This window comes from Acinetobacter sp. NigerLNRRAM0016, from assembly GCF_054112845.1.
This window is the reverse complement of sequence record NZ_JBSYVT010000004.1, coordinates 130,828-151,068: the sequence shown is the minus strand read 5'-3', so window position 1 is coordinate 151,068 and position 20,241 is coordinate 130,828. Positions and strand designations below refer to the sequence as shown.

Genomic DNA, 20,241 nt, shown 5'->3' with positions numbered 1-20,241 from the left:
GACTGACTAATCCTCGGACTTACGTCTTCTTGGTATTAGTCCTTATTTCGATTTTTCTTTCTTATTTGTAGTAGATTGTTTCGCTAAAAACAACCGTTAAAAGTAAAAAAGAGCGGTTTAAACCGCTCTTTTTTGATCTTACTTACGCTTACGCTGAATTGCGTGAATCGCTCGACCATCAACGGCCAAGGCAGCTTCATGTACAACTTCAGAGAAAGTTGGGTGACCAAATGTCATCAACTGAAGATCTTCAACAGAAGATACAAACTCAAGTGCGATCATACCTTGGTGAACGATATCAGACGCAGCAGGTCCAATCACGTGCATACCCAATAAACGGTCAGTTTTTGCATCCGCAACGAACTTTACGAAACCAGCATTTTCACCAGCAGCCATTGCACGACCATTTGCAGCGAAACCAAATTGACCCGTTTTAACTTCATGGCCTTTTTCTTTCGCTTGCTCTTCTGTTAAACCTACCCACGCCGCTTCTGGGTGTGTATAGATTACAGAAATGATTGTGTCATAGTTGACTTGTGCAGCATGACCGTGAATACGCTCAACCGCCATTACGCCTTCTTCCATTGCTTTATGCGCAAGCATTGGACCGCGTACTAAGTCGCCAATTGCATATACACCTTCAACAGAAGTCGCACACCAATCGTTCACTTCAACTAAACCACGTTCAGTGAGTTTAATACCTGAATCATCAGCCAATAAACCTTCTGCATAAGCACGACGACCAACACAAACGATTAATTTATCGAAAGTTTGAGTTTTGTCTTCGCCACCTTGCGTGTACTTAACTGTCACTTCACGACCGTTAACTTCAGTACCAGCAACTTTAGCGCCTACACGAATGTCTAAACCTTGTTTAGTCAATACTTTTTGGTAATCTTTAGCCAATGCTTTATCAGCCATTGGTAAGAATGCATCCATTGCTTCAAATACAACAACTTCAGCACCTAGACGACGCCATACTGAACCAAGTTCTAAACCAATTACGCCAGCACCAATTACACCTAAACGCTTAGGAACTTCTTGGAATTCTAAAGCGCCCGTTGAATCAACAATAATGTCTTGATCAACAGGAGCTACAGGAATATTTACAGGAACAGAACCAGATGCAAGGATCACATATTTTGGCTCTAAAATTTGAGTTTCCCCTTCATGAGAAACAAACTCAACTTTTTTACCAGCAAGTAATTTACCCGTACCTTTTAACCATTCGATACCATTACCTTTAAGAAGGCCATCGACACCCATAGTTAATTGGTTAACGATTTTATCCTTACGATCCAGCATTTTAGCCAAGTCGAACTTCACTTCACTTGTTGTAATACCGTGATCATCTAAATGATGAACTGTATCTTCATAGCGGTGAGAAGAATCAAGTAAAGCTTTAGAAGGAATACAACCCACGTTTAAGCAAGTACCACCTAAAGATGGCTTGCCTTTGTGAATACGTTTTTCGATACAAGCAACTTTAAAACCTAATTGCGCTGCACGAATCGCTGCTTCATAGCCACCTGGGCCACCGCCAATTACAACAAGATCAAATTGTTGAGACATGTTTATCTCCAAATACAGGCTTAGAGGATCGCTCTAAGCCTGTTATTTTTATTCTATCGATTAAAGGTCAAGGATCAATTTAGCTGGTTCTTCTAACAATTCTTTGATTGTTACCAAGAAACCTACAGCTTCTTTACCATCGATTAAACGGTGGTCATAAGAAAGCGCTAAATACATCATTGGCAAGATTTCTACTTGACCATTTACTGCCATAGGACGCTCTTGGATTTTGTGCATACCTAAAATCGCAGTTTGTGGTGTGTTCAAAATTGGCGTAGAAAGCAATGAACCGAAAGTACCACCGTTAGTAATGGTGAACGTACCGCCAGTCATGTCTTCGATCCCTAATTTACCGTCACGTGCTTTGTAAGCGTAGTCACGGATACCGTTTTCAACTTCAGCGTAGTTCATACGGTCAGTATCACGGAGTACAGGAACTACTAGACCACGGTCAGAAGATACTGCTACACCGATGTCATAATAACCATGGTAAACGATGTCGTCGCCATCAATTGATGCGTTAACCGCTGGGTAGCGCTTAAGTGCTTCAGTTGCCGCTTTAACAAAGAAAGACATAAAGCCAAGACGCGCACCATGACGCTTCTCGAATGCATCTTTGTATTGCGCACGCATTTCCATGATTGGCTTCATGTTCACTTCGTTGAACGTCGTTAACATTGCAGTTTCTTGAGTCGCTGCAAGTAAACGCTCAGCAACACGCTTACGAAGACGTGTCATTGGAACACGTTTCTCAATACGCTCGCCAACTGCAACACTTAAAGGTGCAACAGCAGCAGCTGGTTTAGTTTGGTGGTTTGCAACATCTTCTTTCGTGATACGACCACCACGACCAGTACCCGCTACATCAGCAGCAGCGATACCAGTTTCAGTTAATGCTTTACGAACTGCAGGAGCTTGGTCTTGAACTTGTTGAGCACGTTCTACAACTGGAGCAGCACCCGCTTGAGTGTTTGCAGCAGCTTGTTCAACTTTTGCTTCACCTTGAACCGCTTCAGTTGCAGCAGCACCAGAAACCGCACCTTCTTCAAACTGAGCAATTACTTCAGCAGAAAGAACTGTGTCACCTTCATTTTTAATGATTGCAACGATTGTACCGTCAGCAGGAGCAACTACTTCTAAAACAACTTTATCTGTTTCAATGTCACAGATCACTTCATCACGTGATACTGCTTCACCTGGTTGTTTGTGCCAAGTTGCGATCGTACCGTCTGCAACTGACTCTGGGAATACCGGTGCTTTAATTTCGGTTGCCATTATTTAGAATCTCCTGATTGTTCAGCTACGATCGCTAAAGCGTCATTAACCAGCTGAGCTTGTTGTTTTGCATGCAAATATGGTGAACCACAAGCCGGTGCAGCAGAAGCTTCACGACCTGCATAACTGATACGAACTTGTTTACCTGATTTCATTACATCGTCATATAAACGAGGAGCAATGAATAACCAAGCGCCTTGGTTCTTAGGCTCTTCTTGCGTCCAAACAACATCTTTAAGGTTTGGATAAGAAGCAAAGACTTCAGCAATACGTTGTTCTGGGTACGGATACAATTGTTCAATACGAACGATTGCAACGTTGTTTAAACCTTGCTCACGACGTTTTTCTAATAGGTCGTAATAAACTTTACCACCACAAAGAACAAGACGTGTTACGTCAGCTTTGTTGATTTGATCAACTTCATCAATCACAGTCTGGAATGTACCCGTTGCAAGTTCATTTAAAGTTGAAGTTGCAAGTTTGTGACGAAGTAAAGACTTCGGTGACATGATGATCATTGGCTTACGAATTGGGCGAACAGCCTGACGACGTAAAGCATGGAAAATCTGAGCAGGTGTAGTCGGTGTCATCACTTGCATGTTGTCTTCAGCACATAGCTGTAAGAAACGTTCTAAACGTGCAGATGAGTGTTCTGGACCTTGACCTTCAAAACCGTGTGGTAACAACATAGTTAAACCACACACACGCTCCCACTTGGTTTCACCAGAAGCGATAAACTGGTCAATTACAACCTGTGCACAGTTTGCGAAGTCACCGAATTGAGCTTCCCAAATGACCAAGCTCTTTGGCAATGTCGTTGCATAACCATATTCAAATGCCAATACTGCCATTTCAGACAATAAAGAATCATAAACAGCAACACGCGGTTGGTTTTCTTTGATGTGGCAAAGTGGAATATAAGTAGAACCGTCAACTTGGTTATGTAATTTCGCATGACGATGCGAGAATGTACCACGACCAACGTCTTCACCAGTTAAGCGAACTAAATAGCCATCATCCAACAAAGTTGCATACGCTAAAGTTTCAGCTGCACCCCAGTTCAACGGCATTTCACCAGTTTGCATTTTCAAGCGATCATCAATCACTTTTGCAACTTGACGCTGCATTACGAAGCCTTCAGGAAGCTCGCGCATGGTACGACCAAGTTCTTTTAAGCGATCTTCAGAGAACGTTGTATCCCAAATATCGGTATATTCGTGACCCAAGTACGGTGTCCAATCTACAAACATTTTTGTATTTGGCTCAAGTACCAAGGCATTTGCAACGTGATTACCTGCTTCTAAATCAGCACGGTAGTCTTCAATCATTTGATCCGCTTTAGCACGATCCAACACGTTTTCTTGAACCAATTGGTCTGCGTATAACGCACGTGTCGTCGTTTTCTTGTTGATGACTTGATACATCATCGGCTGTGTTGCTGCTGGTTCGTCCGCTTCGTTATGACCACGACGACGGTAACAGAACATGTCAATGACTACGTCTTTACGGAATGTATGACGGAAATCATGTGCCAATTGAGCAACAAACAACACTGATTCAGGATCATCACCGTTTACATGGAAAATCGGTGCTTGGATCATTTTCGCGATGTCTGTACAGTATTCTGTAGAACGCGCATCACGTGGGTCAGATGTTGTAAAACCAACTTGGTTGTTCACAACAATATGAACCGTACCACCTACTGTGTAACCACGGGTTTGTGACATTTGGAAGGTTTCTTGGTTTACACCTTGACCTGCAAATGCAGCATCACCGTGAACGATCACTGGTAATACATCGTCACCGCCAATGTCTTTACGACGTACTTGACGTGCACGAACAGAACCTTCAACTACTGGTCCAACGATTTCTAAGTGCGATGGGTTAAATGCCAATGCCAAGTGAACTTCGCCACCTGGAGTCATTACATTTGAAGAGAAACCTTGGTGGTATTTAACGTCTCCAGAACCTTTTTTATGTAAGCTCTTACCTTCGAACTCACCAAAAAGGTCTGCTGGGTTTTTACCCATGATGTTAACCAAAAGGTTTAAACGACCACGGTGAGGCATACCAATCACAACTTCTTTACAACCTACAGAACCTGCACGTTGAATTAAAGCATCAACCATTGGAATGAAAGATTCACCACCTTCAACACCGAAACGTTTCGCACCGACGTATTTGTTACCAAGGAATTTTTCTAAGCCTTCAGCTGCAGTCAAACGCTCTAATACGTGTTTCTTTTGTTCTGCAGTGAAATTGAATTGACCACGTGCTCCTTCAAGGCGTTGTTGAATCCAACGTTTTTCTTTGGTATCAACAATATGCATGTATTCTGCACCAATCGAAGCACAATACGTTGCTTCCATGGCTTGAACCATTTCACCTAAGGTTGCTTCATCTTTACCGATAAGCAAATTGCCCGTATTAAATACAGTGTCTAAATCTGATTGGGTCAAACCGTGTGCAGCAAGATCAAGATCTGGAACGATTTCACGTTTCGCCAAACCTAATGGATCAAGCTTTGCTTTCTGGTGACCACGGTTACGATACGCTGCAATAAGTTGTAATACGCCAATTTGACGACGCTCATGTTCAGTACTGACTGTGCTTTGAACCACGGCCTGAACACGACTTGAATTGCGACCTAATAAGAGGAATTGCTCACGTACATTACTGTGTGGTTGATCACCTTTCGGGAATTTATCGAAGTAAGTGCGCCAATCAGCTCCAACTGATTCAGGTGACGTCAAATACTGCTCATAAAGTTCTTCAATATACGCTGCACTATCAGCGGAAAGTTCAGTGTCAAGACGCAGAGCGTCAGCAACTTCTTGCATTTGTGGACCCATTTCCTATTGCAAAAATATTTCAGGTGCCTTTTAAGCAACCCCATGATTGATAATGTCAAATTGGTAACATGACATTAGTCCCCAGCAGACATTAGCCTCAGGGCGTTATCACCACATTAGGATTATCCTGATGTGTAAAATGAACAACAACACCCTCAATGGCATCATCACTCATCCATAAATACTCGACCGAAACCGAGCAATTTTTTGCAAAATCGTTTTAGAAAAAATAAATTCTCGATTTAGCTTTTCTAAAACCACTTTCAAGCCATTAAGCTCTCAATTTTTATGAAAAAATGTGTATAAAATAACCATCATTTTTTCAATATAACGATGTATCAAATCGTAACATGATCCCATAAGATCAATTGATTTTTTTGACACATACCATTCATAAATCAGCGAAATACACATTAAATTTCATGATGTAAACTATGGTGCTTTATCGTTAAACAACATGCAATTTAGACCAAAGTCCAATTCCAGTTTTACAAATAGCAAAAAAGAGCATCTTCTCACAAACTGCCCTTTTCTAACGTTATATAATAGCATTTATTCTACGCGACTAGCGCACTTACAACACAAATAATCCGCTCCTTTTTACATGAATTGCACAAATTCCGCTTAGCCTTTCATCACTCAGCAGTAAATACAAAGTTTCGCCCCAAATAATGACCGCAATAAAAAAGCACACCCGAAAGTGTGCTTTTTTCAACCTTTAAATATGCAGCAATTAGCCAGCCATATCTAAAAGCATATTACGGATGTGACCGATTGCTTTTGTCGGGTTTAAGCCCTTAGGACAAACAGATACACAGTTCATGATCCCTTTACAACGGAACAATGAGAATGGGTCGTCAAGACGCGCCAAACGCTCTTGAGTCGCTGTATCACGTGAATCGATAATGAAACGATACGCGTTCAACAATGCAGATGGACCCAAGAATTTGTCTGGGTTCCACCAGAATGATGGGCATGAAGTAGAACAGCATGCACACAAAATACATTCATAAAGACCATCTAAGTGTTCACGATCTTCAGGAGACTGTAAACGCTCTTTCGGTGGCGCAGGTTGATTGTTAATCAAGAATGGATGAATTTTGTTGTACTGATCGTAGAACTGGTTCATATCTACAACTAAGTCTTTCACTACAGGAAGACCAGGAAGTGGACGAACAGTAATCACGTCTGGCAAGTCGTTTAGGTTCCAAAGACACGCTAAACCATTTTTACCATTGATGTTTACACCATCAGAACCACAAATACCTTCACGGCATGAACGACGGAACGTTAAAGTTTCGTCTTGAACTTTCAATGCGAGAAGCGCATCAAGCAACATACGATGCTTATCAGTCAATTCAAGCTTAAACGTCTGCATGTACGGTGCTGCATCCTTATCAGGATCGTAGCGGTAGATATTAAATGTACGAGTACCTCTACTCATCTTACTTCTCCTAATTAGAATGTACGTGGTTTAGGTGGAATAGCAGCTACAGAAAGCGGCTTATAACGCACTGGCTTGTACTCTAGACGATTGTCAGCAGAGAACCATAATGTGTGCTTCATCCACTCATCATCACGACGACCATATGGGTATTCTGGATGATCTGGAGATTCTTCAAAATCTACAACTGTATGCGCACCACGACATTCTTTACGTGCAGCAGCAGAAATCAAGGTCGCTTTAGCAACTTCATACAAGTTTTCAACTTCTAGAGCTTCAATACGCGCAGTGTTGAATACTTTAGATTTGTCTTTCAAATGAATGTTACGAACGCGTGATTCAATCGCAAGAATTTCTTTCACACCTTTATCAAGCAATGCTTCTGTACGGAATACACCAGCATGGTCTTGTACGATGTCACGAATTGCATCAGCAACTTCTTGTGCATTTTCACCTGTTGTTGACTCATCCAATTTACGGATACGTGCAACAGTTTGCTCAAGTACAGTTGTAGGAAGCGGTTGGTATTCATCACCGTGGTGTTTAGTCACGTAGTCGATGATGTGTTCACCCGCAGCTTTACCAAATACAACCAAGTCAAGCAGTGAGTTAGTACCTAAACGGTTTGCACCATGTACAGATACGCAAGAACATTCACCAATTGCATAGAAGCCTTTTACCGGCTTAGTGAAGTTACGTTCACCCGCATTGGTAGAATAAACATCAGTCTCTTTGTTGTAGTTCGCTTCAAGTGGTGAAGTTTCAACACTTTCAGGCACAACAACTTGACCATGGATGTTAGTCGGAATACCACCCATTTGGTAATGGATTGTCGGTACTACAGGAATTGGCTCTTTGGTGATGTCAACGTTCGCAAATTTCTTACCAATCTCAAATACAGATGGAAGACGTTTCATGATCGTTTCAGCACCCAAGTGCGTCATATCAAGCAAGATATAGTCTTTCTTAGGACCACAACCACGACCTTCTTTAATTTCTTGGTCCATAGAACGTGATACGAAGTCACGTGGCGCCAAGTCTTTTAAAGTTGGTGCATAACGCTCCATGAACGGCTCACCAGCATCGTTACGAAGGATCGCACCTTCACCACGACAGCCTTCTGTCAACAATACGCCTGCGCCCGCAACACCTGTCGGGTGGAATTGCCAGAATTCCATATCTTGTAATGGAATGCCTGCACGAGCCGCCATACCAAGACCGTCACCAGTATTGATATATGCGTTAGTTGATGCACGGTAAACACGACCCGCACCGCCTGTAGCAAACAATGTTGCTTTTGCTTGGAATACTGCAATTTTACCCGTTTCTTGGTCGTAAGCAGTTACACCAAGCACATCACCCGCTTCGTTACGGATTAAGTCAAGCGCAATCCATTCAACGAAGAATTGAGTACCCATCTTCACGTTGCTTTGATAAAGCGTGTGAAGAAGTGCGTGACCTGTACGATCGGCAGCAGCACAAGCACGTGGAACCGCTTTTTCACCGTAGTTTGCAGAGTGACCACCGAATGGACGTTGGTAAATCGTACCGTCTGCATTACGGTCAAATGGCATACCCAAGTGTTCTAGTTCATAAACTACTTGCGGTGCTTCACGCGTCATGAATTCAATCGCGTCCTGGTCACCTAACCAGTCAGAACCTTTAACAGTGTCGTAGAAGTGGTAGTGCCAGTTATCTTCTTGCATGTTACCAAGAGATGCACCAATACCGCCCTGCGCTGCAACTGTATGTGAACGTGTTGGGAATACTTTTGTCAGAACCGCTACTTTTAAACCAGCTTGAGCAAGTTGGTAAGACGCGCGCATACCTGAACCACCACCACCAACGATGACAGCATCGAAAGTTTCGTGTGGAATATTTGTGTAATCTTCTTTAGGGGTTATAGCGCCCATGATCTCTTCCTATCAATTCGCCCAAAAAATCTGGATTGCCCAGATCGCATATGCAAATACAGCAATAATTACTGCTGAAGTCAGTACAAGGCGTAAACCTGAAGCTGAAGGACCCATTTGACGAGTAGTCACATAGTCTGTGAATACTTGCCACATACCAATCCATGCATGTGCAACAAGAGATAAGACGGCTAATAAAGATAAGATCTTCATTGGAGCTGTCATCATAAAGCCGTACCACTGTTCGTAGCTAAAACCGCCATTGCATAGGATCCAACCTAAAACAACAACCGTATAAACTGCTAATACGACAGCACTTACGCGTTGGATAAACCAATCACGAGAACCTGAACCCGTTAAACCAGTAGCACTTTTCATTAGATAACAATCCATACAAATGCCGCAATGATACCGATTGCAGACAAGATCAATGAAATAGTAGCTGCGACACGACCACTTTGCAGTTCTTCAGCAACGCCAAGATCCGCAAGTAAATGCTTAACACCCGCAATAAAGTGGAAAATTAAGCCGGCTACAAATACCCATACGACAAATCGCACGATGAAACTATTGAAAATAGCTTGCACTTGCGCAAAACCTTCTGGAGAAGACAATGACTTGTCTAAAATCCATAAAAGTACCGGTACGAGTAAAAATACGATGACACCAGATAGACGGTGTAAAATTGATGCAATAGCCACAGGGGATTTTAAGTTTACTTCTAAAACTTGACCCATGGACAAATTGACAGGTCTGTTGCTTTTCACAGCGGGCATCCTGTAAGTAAAAACTCCATCCGGAGTTTGTTGGAATTAATTCGAAGGAAAGCTGGCATTGTCAGGCAAGCAAATGCCTAAACTTAAAACGACACCGAATTATAAAACGCGAAAAGTCAAAATACAAACAATCAAAGACTGGTTTTTTAACAAAAAACACTTAAATAAGAATCATTCACAAAAGCAAACATTCTATATAAACCAATAATTTAGCTAAAATCCAATGCTATGCTATTGGTTTTTATCACTTATCCACTCTTTTTGAGGGCATGGACTACCGCTATTCCCCTGTTCAACTTTAGACTAAAGATAATTAGAATATTCGCTCTATTTGATAATCTTTTCCTTTATATGGAAAGACTTGCATTTCCTATCAAAATGTTCACTATTTATTTAGAGCAATATTTTCCAGATATAACCAGATTAAATAACGACTTAGCCAAAATTAAATACATATCACTGATTCATTTTACGGGTTTAAATTACGCAAAAATTGCAAAAAATGACGTGCAATGGCTATTTTTTAAGCCATTTCGCAAATTCAATTAGTCATTTTTTGATCAATTAAACACATCTTTGGTCTTAGAATTAAATGCCAAATTTCTCAATAAAATGAAATAAAATTTGAACAAAAAAATATGTAAGTTATGAAAATTAGATAAATTTCAGATGTAAATGCTCACACCATTTGTTCAAAAAACACAGACCCATAATTTATATAAATATTTACAATTCAGCGACTGCCCCGTTTTTTTTCTGCACCTCTATAATTTTTTGACATATCATAGCGCGGCGGTGCTGTGATTTTACTCATATCTCTAAGGAAGGATTTGACTAAGCCTCTGTGTGGACGTCAGTTTTTTATCCATAAGTATAATTGACAAAAATCCAGTACGCTCTAATCTAATTAGCAAATTTTTGATCCGTCTGATTCGCGCATTAAAAGATTAGTACTACGAGTCAGATTAAACATTCACCAGGACAGGAGATCTATTGAATGTCTGAAGCAACTGGCAAAAAAGCCGTATTACAGCTTGATGGCAAAGAAATTGAATTACCAATTTACAGCGGCACATTGGGCCCAGATGTAATCGACGTTAAGGATGTGTTGGCCGCAGGTCACTTTACTTTTGATCCTGGTTTTATGGCTACAGCAGCTTGCGAATCAAAAATTACCTTCATTGATGGTAACAAAGGTGTACTTTTACACCGCGGTTACCCAATTGACCAACTTGCAACTAAAGCTGACTACTTAGAAACTTGCTACCTATTATTAAATGGCGAGCTTCCAACTGCTGAGCAAAAAGTTGAATTTGATGCTAAAGTACGCAACCACACGATGGTTCACGACCAAGTAAGCCGTTTCTTCAATGGTTTCCGTCGTGATGCTCACCCTATGGCAATCATGGTTGGTGTAGTGGGTGCACTTTCTGCGTTCTATCACAATGGTTTAGACATCGAAGATGTGAACCACCGTGAAATAACTGCAATTCGCTTAATCGCGAAAGTACCTACACTTGCAGCTTGGAGCTACAAGTACACTGTAGGTCAGCCTTTTGTTTACCCACGTAATGACTTGAACTATGCAGAAAACTTCTTGCATATGATGTTTGCTACTCCAGCAGACCGCGATTACAAAGTAAACCCAATTCTTGCAAAAGCAATGGACCGTATCTTCACGCTTCATGCTGACCACGAGCAAAATGCATCTACGTCTACTGTACGTTTAGCTGGTTCTACTGGTGCTAACCCGTATGCATGTATCGCTGCTGGTATCTCTGCACTTTGGGGTCCTGCTCACGGTGGTGCGAACGAAGCTGTTCTTAAGATGCTTGATGAAATCGGCACTGTAGAAAACGTTGCTGGCTTCATGGAAAAAGTGAAGACCAAAGAAGTTAAGTTAATGGGCTTCGGTCACCGCGTTTATAAGAACTTTGACCCGCGCGCTAAAGTAATGAAAGAGACTTGCGACGAAGTTCTTGGTGCACTTGGTATCAACGATCCACAGCTTGAACTTGCTATGGAACTTGAGCGTATCGCGTTATCTGATGAATACTTCATCAAGCGTAACCTTTACCCGAACGTAGACTTCTACTCAGGTATCATCCTTAAAGCGATTGGTATCCCTACAGAAATGTTTACTGTAATCTTCGCACTTGCACGTACTGTTGGTTGGATCAGCCACTGGTTAGAAATGCACAGCGGACCTTACAAAATTGGTCGTCCACGTCAGCTTTACACTGGTGAAGTTCAACGTGACATCCAAGGTCGTTAATTCGTAAAAATTGATGATTAACAAAACCACCCTTTGGGTGGTTTTTTTACGCCTTAAGAAAATTATGATTGATCAGAACTTACTGGATTTGATCAGGCTTAAGCATTAACTTACATGATAATGCTCTAAATCTAACTTTTTCAGTTTTTGCTTCAATTGCTTAAGCGACCATGGCCACGCAGCGAAATTTCGTCCATTCTGGTCTAAATAGTACGACTTACAACCGCCCCGATTAAACACTGTGCTCTGTAAATGTGTTTGCACAGCAAGATTGTGCTGACGAAGCACCTCATGCTTGATTTCCATACGCTTATTCTGCCGATTTTTCATCTGTAACAGACCACTGATAATGTAATCCAACTGCGCCTCAGCAATCCCGATAAAGGAATCATAGACCAATATATTGGGGCCTAGCACCAAAAAGGCATTCGGCACCCGCTCCAAACTTGTTCCCAAGAAGGCTTCTGGAGAACTGTCCTGCCATCGCTCAGCCAAAAGCTGACCTTTAGCATCATAAACTCGTTGACCAATTGGTGGATGTGACACTTCAAAGCCAGTGCCCCATATAATCACATCGACCTCATGTCGATCACCATTGGCGGCAATCACCTGATTTCCCTGAATTTCAACTAAACCCTGTGGTACGAGCTGTACATTGGCTTGCTGCAGTGCAGGATAGTATTTGTTGGCAAATAACAGCCGTTTACAACCAATGGAAAAATTTGGCGTGACATGATTTCTTAATGTTGAATCTTGAATTTGTAGCTTTAATAGCTGCTTACTTAATACATTGATCGGTTCAAGCAGCTGCGGATGCCGCAATCCAAAGTTGATTCCATTCAGAATTTGCGCCACACTGCTGCGCCATAACTGCTGAATCACAGGGTATTTTTCCATTACCCCTTTTGCAGTTTCATTTAAGCTGAGATCCACTTTTGGCAATACCCACGGCGCGGTGCGCTGAAATACGACTAGTTGTTTCGCCACTGGTTGAATCTGTGGAATGAACTGAATTGCGGATGCCCCTGTACCAATTACTGCGATCCGCTTTCCAGTTAAATCCACGTCATGATTCCAGTGTGCGGAATGAAACATTTCACCATTAAACGTTTCTATTCCTTTGATTTTAGGCAGAGCCGGTTCCGTAATGGGTCCTGTAGAAAAAACAACTGTTTTGGCCTGAAATATCCCCTTTGTAGTCTGCAAGTTCCATTGCTGCTGCGACTCATCCCATTTGGCAGATAAAAGCTCATGCTTGAATTTAATCTTATCGATCAGTTTAAATTGATGAGTGACTTGTTCTAGATACGTCAGAATCTCCGCCTGCTTGGCAAACAGATGACTCCATTGATGGCTTGGGGCAAAAGAAAATGAATAGAGTGCTGAAGGCACATCGCAACCACAGCCCGGATAGGTATTGTCGCGCCACGTTCCCCCAACTTGATCTGCTTTTTCCAGCACGACAAAGTCATGATAATCCGCTTGTATCATTTTATATGCAGCAGCAATACCTGAAATTCCGGCACCAATCACAATGCAATCATATACATGTGTGGCATGTGCTTGCTTTACTTTGCTTCGTGGCTTGGATGTCTTTTGCTTGATTGTCGATTCATGCATATCTGCACCATGATTCTCTGTACCACGTTCTAAAGTAGGTTCGAGTTCAGGGTCTGCATTGTCCTGAAATGTATTCTCTGTCATGTTTTAGCTCTTATTGTTATTTCACATATTTTTGAAAGAACGGATACCCCATTCCAAGTAACTTGGCATACAAACTCGGTGCAGCACGCTTCATCCACCAGAACAATTTGGCGTCTGGCTGAGGAATGGTATACAACTTGTTTGCATCCAAGCGATCCAAGGTTTGCATCGCCACTTGCTCACTGTTGATAAAGGCATGGTTCATCAACAAATGATCTGCCAACCCTGAATAATGCTGCGGTAAGCGACCATTTTTCATAATATTGGTCGGCACCAATGTGGGACAAAGTACATTTATACGAATGTGGGCATTGCGGAGTTCTGCAGAAAGTGTTTCCGAGAGTGACAGCACACTCGACTTGGTCACGTTATAGGCTGTCATTTCAGGAGCAGCGGTAAACCCCGCAGCCGATGCCACATTAATAATGGCACCAAAACCTTGCTGCTTAAATTTAGGCACAAAATAATGACAACCATGAATGACTCCCCACAAATTGACCTGCATACACCACTGCCAATCCTCCAGACTCAGCTCATCAAATTTTCCACCCAAACCGACACCTGCATTGTTAATCAGCAGCGTTGCGGGATGTCCCATCAGTTGTTCAGCTTGCTCCGCCAAGGTTTGAACTTGCTCTGCGCAACCCACATCACATTGCACTGCAAAAGCAGCGGTCTGATATTGGGTTCGAATCAGTGCCACCGTTTGCTCGGCAGCACTTAAATTAATATCTGCACAAACCACTGTGCCGCCACGACGAGCAAGTTCGAGTGCAAAACTGCGCCCAATTCCACTTCCTGCACCCGTCACAACTGCGTAGGCGTGCTGACTAGGCTTTGTTCTTTTTTCCCATATTGTCATTTTGAATGCTCCTCTGGCTTAAGAGCGTAAACTAGGGATAAATTCCCTTGTGAAGTAAGGCGTCAAAATGCCATGTTCAGGATATAATAATTTTTCTTTGTAATAGCTTAAATAAGCTGAAGTATCATGATCATTCGGATGAAAGTTCGGACGTAAATAATCAAAAATATGTCGCATGGTGCTGCCATAAACACCATCTTTCAGTCCAAAAATCAGCGCGATGCTATACGGCATTTCCTTCCAATAACTCAAGCGAATCAAATTTTTGGGGCGTCGATAAAATGGCACCAGTAATGAGGCGAATGAGATCAGCACCAAAATCGTGATCAGTGCTGGAAAAAAGCCTGCAATTCGTAATGCATAATTATTTGAAAGTGACTGAAACACATCATAGGCAATATCTTTATGTTCAGACTCTTCGAGCATATGCCACATCCAGATGGCACGTTGCTTTTCATCCTGAGAATGAAAAAAGATGTCTTCATGTTTCATCATATATTCCGCCAATACCGCAGTAAAATGCTCAATACCTGCCATTAAAGACAGCTTCATGGGCTGCGGTAAGCGGTTAAACCCATAATCAAACACCCACCCTGCCCATGTACGAAACAGTTGCACAGGAAAATCTAAACCTACCAGCGCATCATTCAATTCATTGTGCATTTTGGAATGGATGGCTTCTTGACCAATCAAGGCGGTGACCCGCTGCTTGAGCAATGGATCTTGGATCAATTCACGGTGATAACGTGCGGTATCAATCACCAAATCTTCTCCAAACGTCAGAAAAATGGAGAGTGATGCAAAATAAGCACTGGCCAACTCTGCATTTAAATAAAATTTGGGATCTAATGTTTTAGCATCGAAGTCAAACCGCATATGCCGAATCGGTATCATGGGTGACTGTTTTAAGCCATCAAAGTGTGGACCAGAAAATACATGGCTCAATGTATTTTTAAGTGGTGAAATGAATTGCATGACCATTCCTTATTTTTCTACTGTAACGGCAACTTTGGGGTAGCACGTATGAGGTATTTGCATACGCTTACAGTAAAAAACTAAGGCAGCCCATTTAAGTTTCCATTAGCAATTCGAGTCATTTGATTTGCAATTTCTGCCTTTCCTGAGGTTTGTCCGACAGTTTCCTGACAGAATTATCTACACAGGACAAAATCACGCTTTAGATGCCAAGAACGGAATACACTGTTCATAAGCAACGCAGTCCTGACCCTGTGCTTTTTTAATAAAATAGTCCTGCACCATTTGCGCCTGTTGTTCTATTCCATAATGCAAAAATAATTTACCCCGCTCTAACACATAAGCATAACGGCGATCAAACAATGCCTTACGGACCACGGCAATGCCTTGTTGATATTGCCAGACATGGGTCATCTCATGCATAAACCACGACTGTAAACGAAGCGAACACTTGGAGAAGTCCTGACAGTAATTTTGCTGATGAAAATAGATGTGTCCATTCGGACTCATAGCATAATTTTTCAATATGGCTTTATGCGCAACAATCTGCACCTGATCGAGCTGAATCGTGTCTGCAAAAATACTGCGTACCAAATTTTTTTCACCTTCAGTCAATGGACGCTGCGCTAAAACCCCGATGCGCTTAATGCTCTGAATCAGCGTTGAAAAGTATTGCGCCATATCTTTAACCATTTCAGTGAAATATCCATAAAACTGCATATCCAATTATGCTGTGCTTTTCTAAATGCAAATAAGAATTTTTTTTGGATTTATACACTACATTTGTCGCAATTCGTATATAGTATCAACGCAAATATTTATTCTTTGTTTTGTCGTTGATTACACAGCACTGACCCAATAACGATTAAAAAAATCAGTGGTCTGTGTACACATCCCTATAGCTTTAGGATTAAGTTGGAATGAAAAGTTTTAAAATTGCCCTAGCACAATTCTCTCCGCACATTGGCAATATCGAAGCAAATGCTGAAAAAATGCAACAATTGGCAAACGAAGCCAAAAAGCAAAAATCAGATTTAATCATCTTCCCTGAATTATCAACCATTGGTTACCCAGCAGAAGACTTACTGTTACGCCCGAGCCTATCTAAACGTACCCAACAAGCCTTTGAGCAACTCAGCCAAGTCAAAGACATCGTGATGGTGTTTGGTTTTGTGAATCAAACTGAAGATGGTCAGCGTTATAACTCTGCCGCAGTGATGAAAGACGGTAAGATTCTGGGCATTTACAATAAACAAAACCTGCCAAACTATGGCGTGTTTGATGAAAAACGTTATTTCAACGAAGGGCATCAGCACTTGGTGTTTGAATACCTAGGTCATAAGTTCGGTTTACTGATTTGTGAAGATATCTGGTCACTCAATACCGTTCAGCAATTGGCTCAACTCAATGTTGAAACCGTGTTGGTACTGAATGCTTCTCCTTATGAAGTCGGCAAGCCGCAGCACCGCATCAACACCATGCAAGAATTGGCAAAACAGTTAAATATCCATTTGGTTTACGCTAACCAAGTGGGTGGTCAGGACGATTTGATTTTTGACGGCACCAGTTTTGTGATTAACAAAGATGGCGCCGTTGCTCTGCAAGCACCAAGCTTCCAAGAAGCCTTGTTCTATACAGACTATATTGCTGAACATCAAAGCTACAAAATTGCTGAAAGCAGCCCAACACTGGATACCATGGCTGAGATTTATCAAGCATTGGTGATGGCAACCCGTGACTATGTACAACGCTCTGGTTTCCCTGGTGTGATTTTAGGTCTATCAGGTGGGATCGACTCTGCCCTAACGCTTGCAATTGCAGCAGATGCGATTGGTGCAGACAAGGTACAAGCAGTGATGATGCCTTATACCTACACCTCTCAAATCAGCGTAGAAGATGCAGCAGCTCAAGCCAAGACCATGGGGATTACCTTTGGTATTGCCGAAATCAATCCGATTGTAAACAGCTTCATGCAAACATTGTATCCATTCTTTGGCAATGCCCCTGCGGATGCCACGGAAGAAAACCTACAAGCACGTGCACGTGGTACCTTGTTAATGGGCTTATCCAATAAGTTCGGTAACCTTGTACTGTCTACAGGCAACAAATCTGAACTTTCTGTCGGTTATTGCACCCTCTACGGCGATATGGTGGGTGGCTTTGTGGTACTGAAAGATGTGTACAAAACCATCGTGTTTGAATTGGCGAAATACCGTAACAGCATCTCTGAAACCCCTGTGATTCCAGAGCGTGTGATTACCCGTCCACCTTCTGCTGAATTGCGTCCAGATCAAACTGACCAAGATTCTTTACCACACTATGACGTACTGGATGCAATCCTTTACGCCTATATTGAAGAAGACATGAGCCAAGATGACATTATCGCCAAAGGCTTTGATGCTGAAGTGGTGAAGAAAGTGATTCGTTTGGTCGACTTCAATGAATATAAACGCCGCCAAGGTGCAATTGGTCCACGTATCAGCTCACGTGCCTTTAGCCGTGAACGTCGTTACCCAATCATTAATGGTTGGAAAGCTGGTGTCTAAGCACTAATCAGAATATAAAAGCCCAAACATCTGTTTGGGCTTTTTTATGGATCATTTTTAGACTATATTTTTCAGGCACAAAAAAAGAGACCAAGCTGAGAGCTTGGTCTATAAAAATGGTGGCTATGACGAGACTTGAACTTGTGACCCCCGCATTATGAGTGCGGTGCTCTAACCAACTGAGCTACATAGCCGTAAACTGTGTGCGCATTATCTAAATTTCATGTCTATGCGTCAAGCCTTTTTACACTTGAATGTTCAGAGTTTGTACAACCAGTTAAACTCACTATAAAAACTAGCCTTAACTGTATATTTTTCATCACTTTATCAGTCTAAAAAACACAGATACCTTCGCCGCTTTTATATTTTTCGACAGTTATTCAGACACAGCTCCAATATCCACATCCATGACTAGGTGGAGCTTTATTACTGCCCTATAGGCATAGCAACAACAAGGAAGATCGGTATCAAAAACAGCAGCATGGACTGAACACTAGACACATGGCAATGAAAAAATGATCAAAGCGCTTTTAGGATGATTCTGAATATTTTAACCGTGCGATTGAACAGGTTATTTTGAAAAGGATCCAACCAGAAATTTTAGACAAAAAAAATCACGTTATAGGAACGTGATTTATAAAATGGTGGCTATGACGAGACTTGAACTTGTGACCCCCGCATTATGAGTGCGGTGCTCTAACCAACTGAGCTACATAGCCGTAAACTGTGCGCGCATTATGTTGTTTTATTTACAGTACGTCAAGTACCTAATGCGCTTAATTGATCAAAATTTGGTGAAGTGAGCCGATAAGCCGGGTTCTGTCGTGAACGATCATTCCTCTAGGCGTACAATCACTCATACGCTCCAGCGACCTACCCGGATCCAGCATGGGCCATGCCTAAAGGATCCCTATTTGGTCTTGCTTCCGGTGGGGTTTACCATGCCATGAACTGTTACCAGTCATGCGGTGCGCTCTTACCGCACCCTTTCACCCTTACCTCCGATTCCGATTGCTCGAAACCATAATGAAGGCGGTCTACTCTCTGCTGCACTTTCCGTCGGCTCACGCCGCCCAGGCGTTACCTGGCACCTTGCCCGTTGAAGCCCGGACTTTCCTCCCCTGCTTTAGTCACGGAGACCTCCACAGCAGCGATCGTCTGGCTCACTTCGAAGGCGCATCTTATCAAATTTAAAAACTATTTGCTTGTGCTTTTTTGAGCAATTAAACGTTGATACTTTTCCAGCAACTGTTCTTGAGTTTCCGCATGATTCGGATCTAAGGGAATACAATCCACAGGACAGAACAACTGACACTGTGGCTGATCATGATGTCCCACACATTCGGTACATAAGTCTGGGTTAATTTCGTAAATCAATTCACCCATATAAATCGCTTCATTGGGGCAAACAGGTTCACAAACATCACAATTGATGCATTCATCGGTTATATATAAAGACACTCTACCAACCTTGTTGATGCTTCTGCTCAAAAGCTTTGACCACCGCTTCAGGAACGAATTTGGTGACATCGCCTTTCAGACGAGCAATTTCACGAATTAACGTGGAAGAAATAAATGAATATTGTTCAGATGGGGTCAAAAACACTGCTTCAAAGCGTGAATCTAACTGACGGTTCATATTAGCCAATTGGAACTCATATTCAAAGTCCGAAACTGCACGCAATCCACGTAATACCGCAGTCGCATTCTGTTCACGGAAAAAGTTCACCAATAAACCATCAAATCCCACAAATTCTACATTGGGTAAATGGCTCAGAGAAGCTTGAGCTAAGGCCACGCGTTCTTCTAGTTTGAACAATGGATTTTTATGATGTCCAATCGCAATGGCTACCACCACCTCGTCGAACATTTTTGATGCACGCGTTACAAGGTCGACATGCCCATTGGTAATTGGATCAAATGTTCCTGGATAAATTACGCGAGTTTTAGACATCCATTTGTACTCTGATTCATTTTATTGGGAGGTATTTTAACAAAATCTGATTTTATTAGCGAAGAAACTGCATAAATTTGAAAAATCTTCACT

General features: G+C 42.0%; 15 protein-coding genes, 2 tRNA genes and 1 other RNA gene. 2 read left to right on the top strand and 16 right to left on the bottom strand.

Annotated elements, in window-relative coordinates; genetic code table 11:
• Positions 1-138 precede the first annotated feature (138 nt).
• The 7 genes from lpdA to sdhC all read right to left on the bottom strand — a co-directional run bounded on the left by lpdA (position 139) and on the right by sdhC (position 9,832).
• Positions 139-1,572, bottom strand: coding sequence for a dihydrolipoyl dehydrogenase (gene lpdA, locus ACWQ4X_RS04765; RefSeq protein ID WP_016165823.1), 1,434 nt, complete (start codon positions 1,570-1,572; stop codon positions 139-141).
• Positions 1,573-1,632: 60 nt separating this feature from the next.
• Positions 1,633-2,847, bottom strand: coding sequence for a 2-oxoglutarate dehydrogenase complex dihydrolipoyllysine-residue succinyltransferase (gene odhB / locus ACWQ4X_RS04760; protein ID WP_100240906.1), 1,215 nt, complete (start codon positions 2,845-2,847; stop codon positions 1,633-1,635).
• Positions 2,847-5,687 carry a 2-oxoglutarate dehydrogenase E1 component gene (locus ACWQ4X_RS04755; RefSeq protein WP_216071689.1) on the bottom strand — a complete coding sequence of 947 codons (2,841 nt, stop codon included), beginning with the start codon at positions 5,685-5,687 and terminating at the stop codon, positions 2,847-2,849. The genes odhB and ACWQ4X_RS04755 overlap by 1 nt, the downstream gene beginning before the upstream one ends.
• A 745-nt stretch (positions 5,688-6,432) precedes the next feature.
• Entirely contained in the window at positions 6,433-7,143 is a 711-nt protein-coding gene (locus ACWQ4X_RS04750) for a succinate dehydrogenase iron-sulfur subunit (protein ID WP_142769274.1), read from the bottom strand.
• Positions 7,144-7,157: 14 nt separating this feature from the next.
• Positions 7,158-9,056, bottom strand: a complete 1,899-nt coding sequence (gene sdhA, locus ACWQ4X_RS04745) for a succinate dehydrogenase flavoprotein subunit (RefSeq protein ID WP_142769275.1) — start codon at positions 9,054-9,056, stop codon at positions 7,158-7,160.
• A 12-nt stretch (positions 9,057-9,068) separates the two neighbouring features.
• Positions 9,069-9,434, bottom strand: coding sequence for a succinate dehydrogenase, hydrophobic membrane anchor protein (gene sdhD / locus ACWQ4X_RS04740; RefSeq protein WP_004695554.1), 366 nt, complete (start codon positions 9,432-9,434; stop codon positions 9,069-9,071).
• Complete coding sequence (gene sdhC / locus ACWQ4X_RS04735) at positions 9,434-9,832, bottom strand: succinate dehydrogenase, cytochrome b556 subunit (RefSeq protein WP_142769276.1); 399 nt, start codon at positions 9,830-9,832, stop codon at positions 9,434-9,436. The genes sdhD and sdhC overlap by 1 nt, the downstream gene beginning before the upstream one ends.
• 997 nt (positions 9,833-10,829) lie before the next feature.
• On the opposite strand from sdhC, the gene gltA reads away from it, so the two are divergent.
• Positions 10,830-12,107 carry a citrate synthase gene (gene gltA, locus ACWQ4X_RS04730; protein WP_100240904.1) on the top strand — a complete coding sequence of 426 codons (1,278 nt, stop codon included), beginning with the start codon at positions 10,830-10,832 and terminating at the stop codon, positions 12,105-12,107.
• 105 nt (positions 12,108-12,212) lie between these two features.
• Here gltA and ACWQ4X_RS04725 read toward each other — a convergent pair whose 3' ends face one another.
• The 4 genes from ACWQ4X_RS04725 to ACWQ4X_RS04710 all read right to left on the bottom strand — a co-directional run bounded on the left by ACWQ4X_RS04725 (position 12,213) and on the right by ACWQ4X_RS04710 (position 16,329).
• A complete protein-coding gene (locus tag ACWQ4X_RS04725; RefSeq protein WP_457902914.1) occupies positions 12,213-13,727 on the bottom strand; it encodes a flavin-containing monooxygenase in 1,515 nt (504 codons plus the stop codon).
• A 100-nt stretch (positions 13,728-13,827) separates the two neighbouring features.
• The gene (locus tag ACWQ4X_RS04720) at positions 13,828-14,673 is read right to left on the bottom strand and encodes an SDR family NAD(P)-dependent oxidoreductase (RefSeq protein WP_457902885.1); all 846 of its coding nucleotides are present in this window, start codon (positions 14,671-14,673) and stop codon (positions 13,828-13,830) included.
• 18 nt (positions 14,674-14,691) lie between these two features.
• Positions 14,692-15,648 (bottom strand): metal-dependent hydrolase, encoded by a 957-nt coding sequence (locus ACWQ4X_RS04715; protein WP_457902884.1) that lies wholly within the window; start codon positions 15,646-15,648, stop codon positions 14,692-14,694.
• A gap of 195 nt (positions 15,649-15,843) precedes the next feature.
• The gene (locus ACWQ4X_RS04710; protein WP_457902883.1) at positions 15,844-16,329 is read right to left on the bottom strand and encodes a type IV secretion protein Rhs; all 486 of its coding nucleotides are present in this window, start codon (positions 16,327-16,329) and stop codon (positions 15,844-15,846) included.
• A 239-nt stretch (positions 16,330-16,568) separates the two neighbouring features.
• Here ACWQ4X_RS04710 and ACWQ4X_RS04705 point away from each other — a divergent pair, with 239 nt between their 5' ends.
• The gene (locus ACWQ4X_RS04705) at positions 16,569-18,194 is read left to right on the top strand and encodes an NAD+ synthase (protein ID WP_457902882.1); all 1,626 of its coding nucleotides are present in this window, start codon (positions 16,569-16,571) and stop codon (positions 18,192-18,194) included.
• 117 nt (positions 18,195-18,311) lie between these two features.
• Here the strand turns inward: ACWQ4X_RS04705 and ACWQ4X_RS04700 are convergent.
• The 5 genes from ACWQ4X_RS04700 to coaD form a co-directional block, all read right to left on the bottom strand.
• Positions 18,312-18,388 (bottom strand) — tRNA-Met (locus tag ACWQ4X_RS04700).
• 448 nt (positions 18,389-18,836) lie between these two features.
• A tRNA-Met gene (locus tag ACWQ4X_RS04695) sits at positions 18,837-18,913 on the bottom strand.
• Positions 18,914-18,986: 73 nt separating this feature from the next.
• An RNA gene (gene rnpB / locus ACWQ4X_RS04690) (RNase P RNA component class A) lies at positions 18,987-19,364 on the bottom strand.
• A gap of 27 nt (positions 19,365-19,391) precedes the next feature.
• Positions 19,392-19,655 carry a YfhL family 4Fe-4S dicluster ferredoxin gene (locus tag ACWQ4X_RS04685; RefSeq protein ID WP_100243201.1) on the bottom strand — a complete coding sequence of 88 codons (264 nt, stop codon included), beginning with the start codon at positions 19,653-19,655 and terminating at the stop codon, positions 19,392-19,394.
• A 1-nt stretch (position 19,656) separates the two neighbouring features.
• Positions 19,657-20,148, bottom strand: coding sequence for a pantetheine-phosphate adenylyltransferase (gene coaD, locus ACWQ4X_RS04680; protein ID WP_016165810.1), 492 nt, complete (start codon positions 20,146-20,148; stop codon positions 19,657-19,659).
• Positions 20,149-20,241 lie beyond the last annotated feature (93 nt).